General features: G+C 61.9%; 16 protein-coding genes. 5 read left to right on the forward strand and 11 right to left on the reverse strand.

Translation table 11 applies throughout. From position 1 onward, the window contains the following. Nucleotides 1-25: 25 nt before the first annotated feature. Nucleotides 26-964 carry a formate dehydrogenase accessory sulfurtransferase FdhD gene (locus ACR0AC_RS15795; protein ID WP_480627027.1) on the reverse strand — a complete coding sequence of 313 codons (939 nt, stop codon included), beginning with the start codon at nt 962-964 and terminating at the stop codon, nt 26-28. On the opposite strand from ACR0AC_RS15795, the gene ACR0AC_RS15800 reads away from it, so the two are divergent. Next, nucleotides 963-1,673: an AzlC family ABC transporter permease gene (locus ACR0AC_RS15800; protein ID WP_480874676.1), complete on the forward strand. Its 711-nt coding sequence runs from the start codon at nt 963-965 to the stop codon at nt 1,671-1,673. The two genes, ACR0AC_RS15795 and ACR0AC_RS15800, sit on opposite strands and share 2 nt — an antisense overlap. After that, complete coding sequence (locus tag ACR0AC_RS15805) at nt 1,670-2,002, forward strand: AzlD domain-containing protein (protein WP_170522163.1); 333 nt, start codon at nt 1,670-1,672, stop codon at nt 2,000-2,002. Before ACR0AC_RS15800 ends, ACR0AC_RS15805 begins: the two co-directional genes overlap by 4 nt. On the opposite strand, the gene ACR0AC_RS15810 is transcribed toward ACR0AC_RS15805, so the two are convergent. The 7 genes from ACR0AC_RS15810 to ACR0AC_RS15840 all read right to left on the reverse strand — a co-directional run bounded on the left by ACR0AC_RS15810 (nt 1,991) and on the right by ACR0AC_RS15840 (nt 8,516). Beyond that, nucleotides 1,991-2,623, reverse strand: coding sequence for a hypothetical protein (locus tag ACR0AC_RS15810; protein WP_480874680.1), 633 nt, complete (start codon nt 2,621-2,623; stop codon nt 1,991-1,993). The two genes, ACR0AC_RS15805 and ACR0AC_RS15810, sit on opposite strands and share 12 nt — an antisense overlap. A gap of 18 nt (nt 2,624-2,641) precedes the next feature. Next, nucleotides 2,642-2,776, reverse strand: a complete 135-nt coding sequence (locus ACR0AC_RS15815) for an aa3-type cytochrome c oxidase subunit IV (RefSeq protein WP_170453178.1) — start codon at nt 2,774-2,776, stop codon at nt 2,642-2,644. A gap of 91 nt (nt 2,777-2,867) precedes the next feature. Further along, nucleotides 2,868-3,428 carry a hypothetical protein gene (locus tag ACR0AC_RS15820; RefSeq protein WP_170737277.1) on the reverse strand — a complete coding sequence of 187 codons (561 nt, stop codon included), beginning with the start codon at nt 3,426-3,428 and terminating at the stop codon, nt 2,868-2,870. Continuing rightward, complete coding sequence (locus ACR0AC_RS15825; RefSeq protein WP_480874684.1) at nt 3,415-5,253, reverse strand: glycerophosphodiester phosphodiesterase family protein; 1,839 nt, start codon at nt 5,251-5,253, stop codon at nt 3,415-3,417. The genes ACR0AC_RS15820 and ACR0AC_RS15825 overlap by 14 nt, the downstream gene beginning before the upstream one ends. A 57-nt stretch (nt 5,254-5,310) precedes the next feature. Further along, entirely contained in the window at nt 5,311-5,763 is a 453-nt protein-coding gene (locus ACR0AC_RS15830; protein ID WP_170453181.1) for a DUF6173 family protein, read from the reverse strand. A 3-nt stretch (nt 5,764-5,766) separates the two neighbouring features. After that, on the reverse strand, nt 5,767-6,813 hold the full coding sequence (locus ACR0AC_RS15835) for an MBL fold metallo-hydrolase (protein ID WP_480874824.1): 1,047 nt from the start codon (nt 6,811-6,813) through the stop codon (nt 5,767-5,769). Beyond that, nucleotides 6,813-8,516, reverse strand: a complete 1,704-nt coding sequence (locus ACR0AC_RS15840) for an acyl-CoA dehydrogenase (protein WP_480874687.1) — start codon at nt 8,514-8,516, stop codon at nt 6,813-6,815. The genes ACR0AC_RS15835 and ACR0AC_RS15840 overlap by 1 nt, the downstream gene beginning before the upstream one ends. Before the next feature lie 139 nt (nt 8,517-8,655). Here ACR0AC_RS15840 and ACR0AC_RS15845 point away from each other — a divergent pair, with 139 nt between their 5' ends. Then, a complete protein-coding gene (locus ACR0AC_RS15845; RefSeq protein WP_170453184.1) occupies nt 8,656-9,603 on the forward strand; it encodes an L-threonylcarbamoyladenylate synthase in 948 nt (315 codons plus the stop codon). Here the strand turns inward: ACR0AC_RS15845 and ACR0AC_RS15850 are convergent, their stop codons facing one another. Next, nucleotides 9,604-10,158, reverse strand: a complete 555-nt coding sequence (locus ACR0AC_RS15850) for a YqgE/AlgH family protein (protein ID WP_170453185.1) — start codon at nt 10,156-10,158, stop codon at nt 9,604-9,606. A gap of 157 nt (nt 10,159-10,315) precedes the next feature. Here ACR0AC_RS15850 and ACR0AC_RS15855 point away from each other — a divergent pair, with 157 nt between their 5' ends. Continuing rightward, nucleotides 10,316-11,116 (forward strand): protein-disulfide reductase DsbD domain-containing protein, encoded by an 801-nt coding sequence (locus ACR0AC_RS15855; protein ID WP_480627033.1) that lies wholly within the window; start codon nt 10,316-10,318, stop codon nt 11,114-11,116. Between the two features lie 4 nt (nt 11,117-11,120). Beyond that, nucleotides 11,121-11,540 (forward strand): NUDIX hydrolase, encoded by a 420-nt coding sequence (locus tag ACR0AC_RS15860; protein WP_170624077.1) that lies wholly within the window; start codon nt 11,121-11,123, stop codon nt 11,538-11,540. On the opposite strand, the gene ACR0AC_RS15865 is transcribed toward ACR0AC_RS15860, so the two are convergent. Further along, nucleotides 11,537-14,938 (reverse strand): efflux RND transporter permease subunit, encoded by a 3,402-nt coding sequence (locus ACR0AC_RS15865; protein ID WP_170624079.1) that lies wholly within the window; start codon nt 14,936-14,938, stop codon nt 11,537-11,539. The two genes, ACR0AC_RS15860 and ACR0AC_RS15865, sit on opposite strands and share 4 nt — an antisense overlap. A gap of 5 nt (nt 14,939-14,943) precedes the next feature. After that, the gene (locus ACR0AC_RS15870) at nt 14,944-16,392 is read right to left on the reverse strand and encodes an efflux RND transporter periplasmic adaptor subunit (protein WP_480874691.1); all 1,449 of its coding nucleotides are present in this window, start codon (nt 16,390-16,392) and stop codon (nt 14,944-14,946) included. Between the last annotated feature and the right edge of the window lie 102 nt (nt 16,393-16,494).

Consider the following 16,494-nt stretch of genomic DNA (forward strand, 5'->3'; position numbering starts at 1 on the left):
ACAAATGGAAATTGTATGTCAATGTTCACCCCGCACTTTTCCGTCGATGTTTCCTGTCCTCTACCGCGACGCTGGCCGGGTCTACGTCGCGTACCAGCCGGTCCTCACCCGAGAGGCACACAAACCGCTGGCCGCGCATCCGGCCGATCAGGGTCAGGCCGACCTCGCGCGCGATCTCGACGCCCCAGGCGGTGAAACCGGACCGTGAGGCCAGAACCGGGATGCCCATCATCGCTGTTTTGATCACCATCTCGGACGTCAGCCGCCCGGTGGTGTAAAGGATCTTGTCCTCCGCCGCCTTACCCTCGGACAGCATCCAGCCTGCGATCTTGTCGACCGCGTTGTGGCGGCCCACATCCTCCATATAAACCAGCGGGCGGTTCTCGCGGCACAGCACGGTGCCATGGATCGCCCCGGCCTCAAGATACAGGGATGGCGTACGGTTGATCTTGGCGGCCAGATCATAGAGCCATGAGGTGCGCACCTGAACCTGCGGCAGGCGCACGTCCTCCAACCCCTCCATCATGTCGCCAAACACGGTGCCCACGGCGCAGCCGCTGGTGCGGGTCTTTTTCTTCAGCTTGTCCTCGTAGGAGGTCTCACGCGCCGTGCGGACCACGACGGTTTCCAGATCGTCGTCATAGTCCACCCGCGTGATCTGGTCATCGGCCAGCAACATGCCCTGATTGCGCAGGAATCCCAGTGCCAGATATTCCGGGTAGTCGCCGATTGTCATCGCCGTGACGATTTCCTGCGAATTCAGGAATATCGTCAGCGGGCGCTCCTCGACCACCGAGATTTGGCTGACCTCGCCATTCTGGTCCACGCCTTCCACCGCGCGGGTCAGGCGGGCCGCGCCGGGGTCTGGGGCGATGATGTAGTCCGTGACATCCAGTTCCGTGGCCAATTGCAACCCTTTCCCAAGACCGCTACTTCTTCTGCGGACACCATAGGATTTAGCCATGGCAACCGCCACATCCAAGTCATACTTCTGGAAGGGTTTTCGCGACGGGACGCCGTTCATCTTCGTGGCGATGCCCTTCGGGACCCTGTTCGGCGTTTTCGCGACCGAGGCCGGGCTGGACATCGTTCAGACAATGGCCTTCTCGATCACGGTTTTTGCAGGCGCCGCACAGTTTGCGGCCCTGCAGTTGCTGCAGGACAACGCACCGACCATCATCATTCTGGCCTCCGCATTGGCGGTAAACCTGCGGGTGGCGATGTATTCGGCCTCGCTCACCCCTTATTTGGGGGCGGCGCCCCTGTGGCAGAGGGCCTGCGCAGCCTATTTGATCGTGGATCAGTCCTATGCCTGCTCGGTGGTGCGGTTCGAAAAAGAACCCCGGATGACCGTGCCTCAGCGCATGGCGTATTTCTTCGGGTCGGTCACGCCGATCACGCCGCTTTGGATGCTCACCACCTATCTGGGTGCGGTTCTTGGGGCACAAATCCCTGAAAGCTGGGCACTGGATTTTGCGCTGCCGATCACCTTTCTGGCCATGGTGGGCCCGATGATGCGGACGCTGGCGCATGTGGTCGCCGCGCTGGTTGCGATTGTCGTCGCGCTGCTGACGGTTGCCGTCCCGTTCAATCTGGGTTTGCTGATCGCCGGAGCGGCAGGGATGGTGGCCGGGGCGCAAACCGAACTGATGCTGGAGCGGAAGACACCATGACTCAGGTCGATCCGGTCACCATCTGGACCATCATCGTCGGGCTGGCCGTCGGCAGCTTTGCCCTGCGCTTTGCCTTTATCGGGCTGGTTGGCGACCGTCCGATGCCACCGTGGCTGTTGCGGCACCTGCGCTACACAGCGGTTGCCATCATTCCGGCCCTGATTGCGCCACTGGTCGTCTGGCCCACGGCAACCGAAGGCCAACCCGACATCCCGCGCATGGCGGCCGCCGCTGTTGCATTATCGGTCGGAGTTCTGACGAAAAACGTCCTTGCCGCGATTTTCACCGGCGCGGCAACCCTTTATGGGTTGCTGTTCCTATTGGGTTGACGTCGCATCCAACTGGTTCAGGCGCGCATTGTTCGCGGCCAGACCTTTTTGCAAATCGGCATCGTCATTCTCGCGGTATTCTTCCGTCACGACACCGGGCAATTGTCCAAACTGATCCGAGAGCTTCACCGGGTAGAACGTGACGTCGATCTGCTCGAACCCCGGCACTTGCTGCAATATCCGGGCGGTTGAGTTTGCGCAGAACGCGCCTGCAACCGGACCGCTTTGCTTGGCCAGCTGCAGCGCGATTTCGGCCTGCTGAGGGCTCACCCGAATCGTTTGGATCCGCGCATAATGGGATTCGCGCGCGTGTGAGCTGCGGTAGGCTTGCTCGACCGCCGGAGTGATCCCATAAAGAACGTCGTCTTTGATCGGCACCACGTCCGCGCGAAACGACCCGGCAGGATCAAAGATCACCCGCTCGCTGCCGCCGATCATCAAGGATGTGTGCGCGCCGGAACCGGTGCGCGTATTGATCATCGTATACAGCGTCAGGGTAGACGGCCCCGGGTCACGGTAAGACCGGGCGACAATCTCGGCCTGATCTGCCTGCGGACGGTCGGACACCGCGCAGCCTGTCAGCGTTGCAGCCAGAAGGCAGGCAATCAAAATCCGGAACACGGTCGCCCCCGCTGCGGTTTAGGACGCGAAAACCGCGAGGAACAGGCAAAGGAAGGCGATGACAACCACACACCATGTGGTGGCCTTGATAAAGCCGTTAAAGGTTTTTTCCTGGACGGTGATGTCCATTTCGCCGTGCTTGTGGTCAGCCATGTGTCTAAGAATCCCAATTCGCGTGTTTTCCAGTTGGATAGTCGAAAAGAGTCAGGCTGTCACCACGTCATTCGCGCGCAGGTGCACGACGTCATTCACCCGCAGGGGTGCGTTCTCCGAACACGGAACATCCCGGATATCCAAATCCCCAGCGCCAGGGCAAACCGCTGCACGGGCCACCGCCAAAGCGAACGGCACCGTACATGGCATCAGCGGTCAGTGCATGGACGTTTCGGATCTGATCAGGGGTCATCTGATAGCGCACTGCGTATTCCTCGGCATGGCTGTCGCCATGGTCCTTGACGCAGGCGCGCAGGGTTTGATCCGCAGAAAGGCGCGCGTCAAAGCTGTCTTCCGCGCGCAAGGCCCCACCTGCGTTGTGATAGGCACGATCGTGGATGACGCAACATTCCTCCCAAGGGGGATGCGCCTGATACAATTCACCGATCTGCGGGAAGGTGTCTGCCACCCAGCGCCAACTGGCCGACAACCCGCCCGAACATCCGTCCGTTTCAAACGGTGTCAGAGGTTCGACGCCCCGCTGCGCGATCAAGGCCCGGTGGGCAGGCATTTCGACGCTGCGCATCAGGTCCTGCGCGACGGCAGGCCCCGACAGGCAGATCAGAAACAGCGCCAGCTTATGGGCTGTCATCGCGCATCGCCTCGGTATCGACCTGCATTCCGAAACTTGTGGCCAGCCACAGCAGCAACCGCTCTGCCGGTCCCATCTCGGCACGAACGCGCAAAACCTCGCGCGCCATGGCTGGGCGGTCGGTAATCAGCCCGTCCACCCCCATCGAGGCCATGGCAGACATTTGCAGCGGATCATTCACCGTCCAGACATAAATGTCCTTGCCCGCATCCTGAACGGACCGGATCAGCCCCGGCGAGACCGTCGCCGCGTTCACGGCAACAAAATCCCCCTCCAACCCGGACAGATCACCCACGGCAGTCGCGGCCAGAACGCCCGTCCGCCAGTCGGGCCGGATCGCCTTCATCTTCTGCACAGCCGGGTATTTCAGCGACATGGTGGCAATGTCGTCCTGCATTCCCAACTCTTCGACCAAAGCGGCCACGCGGTTCTCCAGATCAATATCGTGACCGTAGTATTTCAGCTCGATAATGACCTTGGAACTGCCCTTTGTGGCCTCCAAAACCTCTCGCAGCGTCGGGGTGCGCTGATCGGCATATTCGGGGCCAAACCAGCTGCCGATATCAATCTTGGCCACATCCTCCATCGTGGCGTCCCAAACCTTCAGATTGACCCCGGCCAGTTTCATGAAATCGCTGTCATGGGCGACGATCACCACGTCATCCGCCGTTTCCTGTACGTCGATCTCAACCCAGTCCGCGCCGTCCTCGATGGCTTTCAGGACCGAGGCCATGGTGTTTTCAGGTCGCAACGCCGCCGCCCCGCGGTGGCCGATCACCTCGGCCCGGTCCGGGGCCTGCACCCTTTCCAGCAGGTTTTGACCAAACCAAACACCTGCCAGCACGGCGATCAAGGCCAGACCTACAGCGGTGAACAGCGGCACCCCCAGACGCCCCGGTTCGGGATGCGGCAGGTCGGCTGTCTGCGGTTCAAAGAACCGGTCCAGCAAATCCGCCAAAGCGCCCAGCGCCGTGGCCGCCAGCACCAACCCGGCCAAGGCCCAAAGCCCCGCAATGATCAGGCTGTAGATCAAGGCCAGACGCAGATGACCGCTGCCCTGCAATGGCACCAGTGCAAACAGGAGACCCGCAACCCACGCAATCACTGCCGCGATAACAAGGCGCGTGGCCAGCCACAGCACCAGCGACAGTTTCAGACGGCCCCGATTACCCTCCATCCGCGATGCGCTGATATTGAACACATGCGCCGGGTGAACGTTTTCAAACAGCACCAGATGCAGCGAAAGCGCCCAGGCAGATAGCTTGCGGATCAGGACCCATGCCATCACAAGCATCACCGCCCCGATCATCAACACAGCGATCCAGAAGGCGGGTGGGTGGAAGGTCAGGTAGTAGTTGATGTCATATTCGGTCAGCCACCACCACGCGATCAGGCCGGAAATGGCCAGAAAGGGCAGCGCCAGAAGCAGAACGCGCAGGATAAAGCGCGCTGCAAAGTTGAACAGCGCGGGCAGGCGCGACAGAACCAGGCGGATCGAAGAGCTGCCTGCGCGCCACGGATCGGGTTCGCCCATGCGAAGCGAACCCGCCATGACCGCAAAGACAAAAACCTCGGCCATCAGAAACAGGCTCAGCACCACAAGTGCGGCGATGAACCCGGCGGGGGACAGAATGAAGGCTGCGATGTCCTGATCCGTCAGGGCCGTTTGATTGGACAGGGACACCGCGAGATTGACCGCCGCCGCCACGCCCGGTGCAATCAGCGCGATCAGCAACAGGCGGACGGCAAGGTAGACGGGCACAAAGACACGCCGCCGCCGCCAGGCGGCACCATAGGCATGTGTAACGGCTGAGAAATCTGACACTTGCGCGGCCTCCTGAACGGTTTACTCATTCAAGGCTGCGAAAGCGTGAATTGCAAGTCAGCTTTCTTCCAGATCTGCGGCCAGACGGAACCCGATGCGGTTGGCGGGCTTGTCCTCGACCGATTTCGGCAAAGCGCGCAGCATGACATTCAACTGGCTGACATGCTGTACCAGCTGGGTGCGGGCGCCCGATCCATCCGAGCCGTAGAAGGTGATGACATCGGGGTCGAAATACCCCATCCCTTCGATCCGCATGACACCCGCGTCACCGCCGGTGAAGCCCATCGCAACCTCCTGATCTCCATCCAGCGTCTTTTCAAAGTTCTGGATGTAAAGGATCAGACGTTCGTATGCCCATTGGGCCGGGCTTTTGGTCTCGACCGGTTGTTGCAAGGGTTCCGGCAGGGTTTTCGAACCGGATTCGGCCTCGGCGTTGGCGTGGACCTCGTAGCAGCGCGGCAGGGCCGCCGCTTCGGCAGCTTCGGCTGAGGTTTCGATCTCGTCCTGCATTCTTTACCCTTTGCGTTGGTAGACCCAGGCACCGTCTGCACGGCGCGTCCGGGTGACAGCTCCAATGTGGTAAAGATGGCTCATATGTGCAACCGCTTCGACCAGGGCCAGGCCATATTCCCCCTCGCCGATCGACCGTTTGAACAGGGGCGCAAAACACTCGGCGGCGGCTTTGGGTTCGGTCAGGTCTTTCAACAAGCGCTTAAGCGCACCGTGATGGTTGTCGATCAACTGCCGCATCCGCAGCGGCAGGCCAGTGAACGGCAATTTGTGCCCGCCCAGAACCAGATGTTCGGGCCGCGCCAGGGTTGCAAGCCGTTCACACGCCTCCAGCCAGCCCGAGATCGGGTCGGCCATGGGCTCGGTCGCGTAGACGCCCAGATTGGGACTGATCGAGCTGAGGATCTGATCGCCGCTGAGAACCAGATCATCGTCGCGGCTCCAGAGCGTGACATGTTCCGGCGCGTGGCCGTTGCCCATATGCACGTCCCAGTCCCGCCCGCCCATGCGGAACACGTCGCCCTGCTGGATGCGGGTGAACCCAAGCGGCATGGGATAGACGCTGTCGGCAAAGTTAAAGGGGCGGTCGGCTTTGCGTTTATCCAGAACCTCGGCCGCCATTCCGGCGCTTTGGTAGAAATCCAGCGTTTCCTGCGGCCAGCTTTCCTGCACGTCCAGCGTCAGCATGCGCGCGAACAGCCATGCGGTTCGGCTGGTCACCAGTTCAGCGCCGTATTCGGACTGAAACCAGCCCGCGTTGCCGATGTGATCGGGGTGATGATGCGTGGCCACAACCCGGTGGACGGGTTTGCCGCCCAGCGGCCCGGACATCAGATCCTGCCAGATCACGCGGGTTTTCCGCGACGACATCCCAGTGTCGACGATGGTCCAGCCGTCACCGTCATCCAGCGCGTAGACATTCACATGGTCCAGCGCCATCGGCAGCGGCAGTCGGATCCACAGCACACCTTCGGCAATCCGCGTGGCCTCGCCGGGTGCAGGCGGCTCGGGCCAGGGGTAGCGGATGGCCGGAGAGTGCAGGTCGTCCATCATGCCGACAGATCATCCGCGCTAAGGGCAAACAGGTCCACCGACCCGTTCTGCGCTTGCGCCAGCAGGCCGGTATATTCGGGCAGCAGCGCTTTGATGTAATAGCGCGCCAGCTTGCCACGTGGGCCCTTTGGGTCCGCCAGGGCGGCTTTCAGATGGAAATGCCCGCCCAGAACCCGCGCGAAGGCGTGCAGATAAGCCAGCGCCCCGGCAAAGCGGTCATTCATGTTGCCCTGTGACACCATCCATTCGGTTGCTTCGCGCAGGGACTCGGTCGCCTCCCACACGGGACCGGCAAGATCGGGCACAGTGGCGCGGGCCTGTTCGGCGTGATCTTCGATCTCGTCCAGCAGGCGCGAAGCCGCCTCGCCCCCGTCCATCATCTTGCGGGCGACAAGGTCCATCGCCTGAATACCGTTGGTGCCTTCGTAGATCGCGGTCACACGGACATCGCGGTAGAACTGAGCCGCCCCGGTTTCCTCGATCACGCCCATGCCGCCATGCACCTGAATGCCGGTTTCAGACACGCGCATCCCGGTGCGGGACCCGAACGCCTTGGAGATCGGGGTCAGCAATGCAGCGCGGGCCACCCAATCAGCGTCGCCTGTCGCTTCGGCCATGTCGATGGCGGCAGCATTGGCCAGCATGATCGCACGGGCCGCAAAGGTATCGGCGCGCATATCGGCGACCATTCGGCGCACATCGGCGTGGTCAATGATTGTCCCTGAAGGGGTTTTGCCCTGCTTGCGATCCTGCGCGTAGGCCAGCGCGTGCTGATAGGCGGCTTCGGCCACACCGATGCCCTGCCCGCCCACGCCCAGCCGCGCGTTGTTCATCATGGTGAACATGGCTGCCATGCCGCCATGTTCCTGCCCCACCAGCCAACCGGTTGCACCGTCATATTGCATCACACAGGTGGGCGAGCCGTGCAGACCCAGCTTATGCTCGATTGAAACAACCTTCAGATCATTGCGCGCACCCGGATTGCCATCGGCATCCGGGATAAACTTGGGCACCAGGAACAGCGAAATCCCCTTTGTGCCCGGCACCCCATCCGGCAAGCGTGCCAGCACCAGATGACAGATATTTTCGGCAAAGTCGTTGTCACCCCATGAGATAAAGATCTTCTGCCCCGAGATCGCATAGGTTCCATCGCCGTTGGGTTCGGCCTTCGATGTCAGCGACCCAACATCCGAGCCTGCCTGCGGTTCCGTCAGGTTCATCGTGCCCGACCATGCACCGGTCATCAGCTTGGGCAGATACAGCGCCTTGAGCGCGTCACTGGCATGGTGCTGCAGGGCTTCGATCTGCCCCTGGCTCATCAGCGGGGCCACCTGCAGTGACAGGCAGGCCGCGCTCATCATCTCGTTCACGGCGGTGGTGACGGTCATCGGCAGGCCCATACCGCCATGCTCGGGGTCGCCGCTGATCCCGATCCAGCCGCCCTCGGCAATCGCGGCCCAGCCATCCGCATAGCCGGGCGGGCTGTGCAGCACACCATCCTCCAACCGTGCCGGTTTCAGATCGCCGGTGGCGTTCAGTGGGGCCAGAATCTCTTCACACATCTTGCCCGCCTCGGACAGGATCGCGCTGACGACGTCGGGGCTGGCATCGGCAAACCTTTCGGTCGCCGCAATCTGATCGAATTCGACCACATTTTGAAACAGGAACTCGTAGTCTGAAATCGGTGCGCGGTATATCATGTTGTCCCTCGGGGGCTGTCTGACCGGTATTGCGCAGGCGGGCTTGGAATTCCGGCCCGGCACCGGTATGCATCAAGGCTTGGGTGCATTACCTACCTGTCCTTATGTTGCAAGCAACCAAAACGCGGCGTCACCAGACATGATCCCCACAACTCTCGATCTGACAGCAGACCCAGACGGCATCGCGCGCGCGGCTGACCTGCTGCGTCAGGGCCTGCTGGTCGCCTTTGCAACCGAGACGGTCTATGGCCTTGGCGGCGATGCCCGCAACGGAGAGGCCGTGGCCGCGATTTACGAGGCCAAGGGCCGCCCCAGCTTTAACCCGCTGATCGCCCATGTCGCTTCGGCCGAGGCTGCGCGGCGGTTTGTCGAATGGTCGGATCACGCGGAAACCCTTTCCAATGCCTTTTGGCCCGGCCCGCTGACACTGGTTCTGCCTTTGCGCGACGGGCACGGGATTTCTTCACTGGTCACGGCGGGGCTGGACACGCTGGCGGTGCGGGTGCCCGCGCATCAAACCGCCCGCGATCTGCTGACCGCCTTTGACGGGCCGGTCGCGGCCCCGTCGGCGAACCCCTCAGGTCAAATCAGTCCGACGACTGCCCAGCATGTGCGTGCAGGCCTTGGAGGCCGGATCGCAGCCATTCTGGATGATGGCCCTTGTGGCGTGGGTCTGGAATCCACAATCGTGGGGCTGGCCGGAGAGCCGACCTTGCTGCGCCCCGGAGGTGTGGCGCTGGAAGCGGTCGAGACCGCCCTCAACACCCGCCTGCACCTGCACCAATCCGGCGACCTGCTGACCGCGCCCGGGCAATTACAGTCACATTATGCCCCGGATGCGCCCGTGCGCCTGAACGCGCAGAGCAGGCAAGGCGATGAGGTTCTTTTGGGCTTTGGCCCTGTCGATTGCGATCTGAACCTGTCTGAAGCCGGAAACTTGCCCGAGGCCGCCGCCAACCTGTTTGCGGCACTGCACAGCTTGAATGAAACGGGCCGGCCGATTGCCGTGTCTCCGATCCCGGACCATGATCTTGGGGCTGCGATCAATGACCGCCTGCGCCGGGCCGCGGCCCCACGCGACAGCTGATCAGGCGCGGCCCGCGCTGGCCGACAGGGTCAGGGGATCGACGCCCAGCGTGGCCAAGGCGGCCTCCCACTTTTCGTCGTCGGGCACATCAAACACGAGTTTCGAGCTCGCCTCGGTCGTCAGCCAGCCATTCATTGCGATCTCATCTTCCAATTGCCCCGGCCCCCAGCCGGAATAGCCCAGTGCGAGCACAGAATTCAGCGGCCCCCGGCCCGAGGCCAGATCCTCCAGCACATCCAGCGTCGCGGTCATGCTGAAATCATCCGAGATTTGCATGGAATGCAGGTTGGCCTCGTAATCTGCGCTGTGCAGGACAAAGCCGCGCGACATCTCGACCGGGCCACCGAAATGCACAAGCCGCTCGCCCACAATCGGGATACTGCAGGCGATGTTCAACTGCCCCAGCAGGGCCTTGATCCGCAGGTCCGAGGGTTTGTTCACGATCAGACCCATCGCGCCATCGTCGCCATGACTGCACATATAGACAACCGAGTGGTCGAATCGCGGATCGCCCATGCCGGGCATCGCAATCAACAGTTTTCCGGTCAGGTCCATTGGGTGGCTTCTCTTTTTCAACTCAGCTTCACAATGACCCTGCGGCGCAGGGATTGGCAAGTCGGCAGCGGGGTTTTCCGCAGATTTCAGTCAGGTGACCCGAACGTGACTTGGATTTTCGTGCCGCACCGCGCATGTATAGGCAATGAACACGCTGATGAAATCCCTTGCCGCCACCATCGCGGCCTGTTTTTGCATGATCTTTCCGGCCACCGCGCAGGGGCTGGACGGAGTTGTCAGGCTGGACATTCTGGATGGTGGCCGCACCGCCAATGGGACCTATATGGGGGCCTTGCGCCTGACTTTGAAGGACGGGTGGAAGACCTATTGGCGCGCACCGGGCGATGCGGGCATTCCGCCGCAATTCGACTGGAACGGGTCGCGCAACGTGGGCGATGTGTCAATCACATGGCCCGCGCCCGATGTGTTTGACCAGAACGGCCTGCAATCTATCGGATACGAGGATCAACTGGTTCTGCCGGTCGAGATCACGCCGAAGAACCCGGCCAAGCCCGTGCGTCTGCGCGGTGAGATGGATTTGGGCGTCTGCAAGGATGTCTGCATCCCCGAACGGCTGGATTTCGACCACACGCTGGATGCCGAAGCGGGCCGCAACCCTGCCATCGCCGCAGCACTGGCCCAGCGCCCGTTTTCCGCGCGTGAGGCCAACGTATCCGCTGCGCGGTGTAGTTTGACCCCAACGGCGGACGGCATGCAGATCGAGGCACGTGTGACCATGCCTTCGGCGGGTGGGCAAGAGATCGCGGTGATAGAACCCGGCAATCCGGTGCTGTGGGCTTCGCAGCCCAAAACCGTCCGGCAAGGTGGCACGCTGATCGCAACTGCCGAGGTCATCAATGCCTCTGGCGCGCCTTTTGCGCTGGACCGGTCCGAGATTCGGATCACGGTATTGGGCGCTAACCACGCCGTGGACATTCAGGGCTGCACCGCTGGGTGATCGCATGACCCAAACCCCGAAGATCGGCGCGCTGGCGGTTGTGCTGCATCAGGATCAGGTTCTGCTGGTGCAACGCAGCAAACAGCCTGACCGGGGATTGTGGGGCTTTCCCGGCGGTCACCTGGAATGGGGTGAAACCGTTTTGGAGGCTGCGCAGCGAGAGCTATTCGAGGAAACCTCGGTCACTGCGCAGCCAACACATTATCTGGACAATCTGGACATGCTGCGGCGGGATGAGGCGGGCCTTGTGATCTCCCACTACCTGCTGGTCGGCGTGGCCTGCCGCTATCAATCCGGCGCGCCGGTCGCAGGCGATGATGCACTGGATGCGCGCTGGTTTCCGATTGAGCAAATACGGCAGGGCGATCTGCCGATGAGCGCACGGGTTCGTCAACTTCTGGAATATGCTCTGCGCGAAGGCTAAGGGCCAACATGATCTTTCAGCCTCGCGTAAAGCATCCCAGAGGCTATAAAGCTGAGGACGACAATCGGGATCGCCCCAACCAGAAATGCGCCCAGACCCATGTTCAGAACGGCCACCCCTTCATCACCCGAATAGAGGGCGGACAGGGCACCGACCGGAGCGCCTGTCAACGCTGGCCAGACCATTGTCACGGCAAACCAGAACAATAGCGCCGCGCCCGTGGCGGCAACTGCCCCCTGCATCACCCGATCCGGGGCGCGGACAGCTCGGCGCATGGCTGTCATCGGACGCGATACGTCGTTCAGGATCGCCAGCAGGGCCGGAACCAGCACCAGAACCAGCAACATGCCAAAGCCCAACCCGTAGACCAGAGTGATCACCGTGGGCTTCAGGAACTGCGCCTGCTGAGAGCCTTCATACAGCAAAGGCGTCAGCCCCAGCACCGTCGTCAGCGTGGTCAGCATCACAGGGCGCAACCGGTCCGCTGTGCCTTCGACGATAGACGGCACCAATCCGCGTTCCTGCTGGTGGCCATCGATGGTCGTCACCAGCACAATCGAGTCGTTGATGATGATCCCGGTCATGCCCAGCAGACCCACAACCGTGAACATGCTCAGCGGTACGTCCCAGATGTAATGCCCCCAGATCGCGCCCACCAAGCCAAACGGGATGATTGCCATCACCACTAAGGGCCGCGACCAGCTGGCAAAGACCCAGGCCAGTACCAGATAGATCCCGGTCAGACACAGGATCAGGCCTGTGCGCGCCTCGGACAGGAACTCATCCTCTTGTTCGCTGAGGCCCGCCATGCGCCATTCGACCTGACGTTCGGCGGCGATATTGGGCAGAATCTCTTCGTTCAGCGCGCGTTCGATCTCGGCCGCGCGGGTCGGATCGTCCTCGGATATGTCGCCATTGACCGAAATCACCCGCAGCCCGTTTTCACGCCGTACGGTCGAGAAGCCCGACTTGCGTTCGACCGAGACGATATCGGCCAGCGGCACATAGACCCCGTCCGGGGTGCGCATCAGCGTGCGTTCAAGAAAATCGGCGGTCAGTTCGCCCTCGGGCAATTCCACACGGATCTCAGCACTGCGGGGACCATCGGGGAAGGTCGCAGCCTCGATCCCGTTGAGCCTGTTGCGCAGAACCCGACCCAAGGTTTCGATCCGGAAGCCCAGCGCCTGACCTTGCGCAGTCAGGTCCAGAATGAATTCTTCCTTGTCATAAGCCAGATTATCCTCAAGCGCCGAGACCTCGGGGAATTTCGACAATTCGGTCTGCAAATCCTCTGACGCCGCCTTGAGAGTATTCACATCCGAGCCATAGAACTGCACATCGATGGCATCACCGCCGGGGCCGGATCGCCAGCCGCGGAAACTGATCAATTCGACCTTGGGGTGGCGGGGTACGAATTCCTGCAACTCGCCCACAAACTCAAAGCTCGAATAAGGGCGCAGGTCGGCGTCGATCAGTTCGATCGAAATACCACCCAGCAAATCGTCGTCCTTGCCCTCGGCGGCGGACAGACCAAACCCGGCACTGCCGCCAACCTCGGCCAGAACATAGTCGATGGGGTTGCGGCCATGGCGTTCCTCGTAAATCTGTCCCAGCTCATCGGTGGCCTGCTGCAACTGGCGCATCATTTCAAGCGTATCGGCGCGGGTGGCGCCTTCGGCCATGATGAAGTTGCCGGTGACCGAGCCACGCTCGGGCGCATTGAAGAACCGCCAGTTCACGTCGCCTCGGATGAACAGGGCAATCTGGCTGGCCAGAATAACGATCATCAGGGCGACGACCACATACCGCGCCCAGATGACCCAGGCGATGAAGGGCCGGAACAGATGATCCCGCACCCAGCGGAACCCCCGGTTCACGACCCGATTGGGCAGGTCGTACCAATGTTCCTTGGCCGAATGCGCGATGGCATGGGCCATGTGGTTGGGCAGGATCAGGAAGCATTCGATCAGTGAGGCCGCCAGAACGGCGATCACGGTAAAGGGAATATCTCGGATCAACTCTCCGAACCGACCACCGACAAGGGTCAGGCCGAAAAAGGCGATTACCGTGGTGATCGTGGCCGCAAAGACCGGCATGGCCATGCGCCGGGCGGCGCGCTCGGCGGCAACCATGGGCGGTTCGCCCAATCGGCGGGCACGGAAATCGGCGTGTTCGCCCACCACAATCGCGTCATCGACGACGATGCCCAGCGTGATGATCAGGCCGAACAAGGACACCATATTCAGCGACAAACCGCCCAGATACATCAGCGCAATCGCCGCTGACATCGCGACCGGGATTCCTGCCGCCACCCAAAAGGCGATCCGGGCGTTGAGGAACAAAAACAGCAGGCAGACGACCAACCCAAGCCCGACAAGGCCGTTGTCGATCAGAATATCCAGCCGATCCGTGATCGCCTGCGCGCGGGTGCGGATCAGTTCAACCGTGACACCTTCGGGCAGGCTGGCCTGCATTTCGGCGACGACATCTTCGACCGAATGCTGGATACCGATGGCGTCACCCAGATTCGAGCGGTCCACCCGGATGGACATGGCCGGGTTCTCACCCACAAAGTAGCTGCGGTTGCGATTGACCCCTTCGACCCGGATCGTCGCCACATCACCCACGAGCAGTTTGGACCCATCCGCAAAGTTGCGCAGCGTGATGCCTTCGATCTCTTCCGGTGTGCGTTTCTCGGCCCCCGTCCGAATGCGGGCATTGGCACCGCTGACATCACCGGCGGGGCTGGCATTGACCTCGGCCGCGATGGCTGTCGCGATATCGGCCAGAGCGATATCGTTGGCGATCAGCTGAGCGGTCGGCACCTCGACCACAACGCGCGGAGCCGCCAGTCCCCGGATCGTGGTGCGGGTAACACCGACCGCAAATAGCCGGTTGATCAATTCATCGGTGAACTTCGCCAACTGGTCAGGCGCAACCGGACCCGTGACAACCACATCCGTAACGCGATCCCGCCACGCGCCGCGCCGGATTGAAGGTTCTTCGGCGTCCACCGGCAGGTTAGTGACGCTGTCCACGGCGGTGCGGACTTCTTCGATGGCGCGGGCCATGTCCCAGTTGGGCTCGAACTCCAACCGGATGCTGGCCGAACCTTCGCGTGAGGTAGCCGTTGTGCTGGTGACACCTTCAACCGCCAGCAACTCGGGTTCCAGCAGTTGAACGATACCATTGTCGACATCCTCGGGGCCTGCACCGTCCCATTCAACCGCCACATCGACCCGTTCCAGAATGACATCCGGAAAGAACTGCGCGCGCATGTTCGGGATCGCTGCGGCCCCCAGCACCAGCATGACCAGCAGCAGCAAATTGGCGACCGTCCGGTGCCGGGTGAAATAGCTGAGGATACCACCGGCCGCGCTTGGGATCTCGCGCATCATGGCGCTTAGCCCCCGGCCCGGTTTTCAATACGCCGGACAAGCGAGGCGGGGACCTGCGCCGCCTCCAACTGACCCAACATGCGGGATTTGACGTCCTGCGGCATGCCTTCGCTGGCTTCCACCTGCGCCATGAGTTGTGCACGCTGCGTATCCGTCAGTTCGACCATATCCGCGTCGGCATTTGCCTCGACCCGCAAGGGGCGGACACGAACGCCCGAGCCCAACAGAGGCGTCCGGCCAATCACGACCTCGCGGCCTTCCAGACCTTCGCCGCGCAACAGCACCTCATCGCCTTGCCTCCGGATCAACTGCACCGGCAGCGCCTCTAACCGGTCATCTGCGCCCAGAACCAGAACCGTTCCAGCCGCATCCAGAACCGAGGATGGCAAACGCACCACCGCATCCAAAGGTTGTTCCTGCACGGTCACGGTCACGAAATCCCCCGGCTTGAAGCCCGAGGCGGTGTCCAGCCGGGCAAAGATCAGACGTCCGGTCTGCCCTTCCCCGGCTGATCCGCTATCCCGACTGATCCGGCCTTGGGCGGTCAGGTCGGTCCCTGTTACCTCAAGTGAGACAGTCACCGGCGCGTCGATCAGTGCGCCCGTGTCATCCAGCAATCGCACAAACTGCGCCGTAGAAACTCTGAACGCCACCTCCAGCGCATTTGGGTCCACCAGCTCGGCCAGCTTTTCATTGGCCGACACCAATCGCCCCTCGACTAAGGTGACATCGGTCAGCGTACCGCCAAACCGGGCGCGGATGGTCATATCATCCAGATCGCGTTCCGCCGCTTCCAGCGCAATCCGTGCCCGCGCAAACAGCGTGGTTGCCTGATCCACACGCGACTCGGCCTGCGCCAAGGCAATGCGGCGCGCCAGAACCGATTGCTGGGCGGCGGCGGCGGACAATTCGGCCTCTTCCACGCTGGCCGTAGCCCCCACACCGCGGGATTCCAGATCGCGTTGCCGTTGCAGGGCGCGGTCTCGCAGGTCCGCCTGGGCTTCTGCCGATTTCAACTCATCCTGTGCCAGCAGTAACGAGCGTTCGGCGTCGCGTTCTTCGAACTGGGCATCCAGCAAATCCGATTTGGCGCGATCCAAGGCAGATTGCGCATCCGCCGGGTCCAGCTCAACCAGCACCTCGCCCGCTATGACGGTGCCGCCATCCTCAAAATCATCAGCCAGAGCAACCACGCGCCCGCCCAGTGCCGCGCGTAGCTCCAGCCTGCGGCGGCTTTGCACCTCACCAAACGCTTCCAGATAGGGGGTGACGGTCTCAAGCTCGGCCTGTCGGACGGTTACCGCAAAGACCCGCTCGCGCGCCTGAGGTTGTTCGTTCTCGCGCGTCAGTACGTCCTGCACCGCGCCAGAGATGATTTGCGCGGCCACAAACAGCAAAGCCAGCGTCAGCGACGCCAGAAAGACACCGACAAGACTTTGCCTTAGAAAACGCATTCTCACTTACCCCGGGTTGCAATGGGCTGCCTTGTGCAAAATGTAGCCGGACCGCCAAATATGCCAAGCCACAAAGCGGTTATAAGGTCTTGAACGTAGGAC

This window comes from Ruegeria sp. H7 (genome assembly GCF_056532945.1).

What these genes read in the sequence shown, in the direction of transcription:
- ACR0AC_RS15820 (WP_170737277.1), bottom strand. Translation starts at nt 3,428, where the DNA reads ATGACAGCCCATAAGCTGGCGCTGTTTCTGATCTGCCTGTCGGGGCCT.
- ACR0AC_RS15845 (WP_170453184.1), top strand. Translation starts at nt 8,656, where the DNA reads ATGATCCCCACAACTCTCGATCTGACAGCAGACCCAGACGGCATCGCG.
- ACR0AC_RS15855 (WP_480627033.1), top strand. Translation starts at nt 10,316, where the DNA reads ATGAAATCCCTTGCCGCCACCATCGCGGCCTGTTTTTGCATGATCTTT.
- ACR0AC_RS15800 (WP_480874676.1), top strand. Translation starts at nt 963, where the DNA reads ATGGCAACCGCCACATCCAAGTCATACTTCTGGAAGGGTTTTCGCGAC.
- ACR0AC_RS15870 (WP_480874691.1), bottom strand. Translation starts at nt 16,392, where the DNA reads ATGCGTTTTCTAAGGCAAAGTCTTGTCGGTGTCTTTCTGGCGTCGCTG.
- ACR0AC_RS15795 (WP_480627027.1), bottom strand. Translation starts at nt 964, where the DNA reads ATGGCTAAATCCTATGGTGTCCGCAGAAGAAGTAGCGGTCTTGGGAAA.
- ACR0AC_RS15815 (WP_170453178.1), bottom strand. Translation starts at nt 2,776, where the DNA reads ATGGCTGACCACAAGCACGGCGAAATGGACATCACCGTCCAGGAAAAA.
- ACR0AC_RS15835 (WP_480874824.1), bottom strand. Translation starts at nt 6,813, where the DNA reads ATGGACGACCTGCACTCTCCGGCCATCCGCTACCCCTGGCCCGAGCCG.
- ACR0AC_RS15865 (WP_170624079.1), bottom strand. Translation starts at nt 14,938, where the DNA reads ATGATGCGCGAGATCCCAAGCGCGGCCGGTGGTATCCTCAGCTATTTC.
- ACR0AC_RS15860 (WP_170624077.1), top strand. Translation starts at nt 11,121, where the DNA reads ATGACCCAAACCCCGAAGATCGGCGCGCTGGCGGTTGTGCTGCATCAG.
- ACR0AC_RS15840 (WP_480874687.1), bottom strand. Translation starts at nt 8,516, where the DNA reads ATGATATACCGCGCACCGATTTCAGACTACGAGTTCCTGTTTCAAAAT.
- ACR0AC_RS15805 (WP_170522163.1), top strand. Translation starts at nt 1,670, where the DNA reads ATGACTCAGGTCGATCCGGTCACCATCTGGACCATCATCGTCGGGCTG.
- ACR0AC_RS15830 (WP_170453181.1), bottom strand. Translation starts at nt 5,763, where the DNA reads ATGCAGGACGAGATCGAAACCTCAGCCGAAGCTGCCGAAGCGGCGGCC.
- ACR0AC_RS15850 (WP_170453185.1), bottom strand. Translation starts at nt 10,158, where the DNA reads ATGGACCTGACCGGAAAACTGTTGATTGCGATGCCCGGCATGGGCGAT.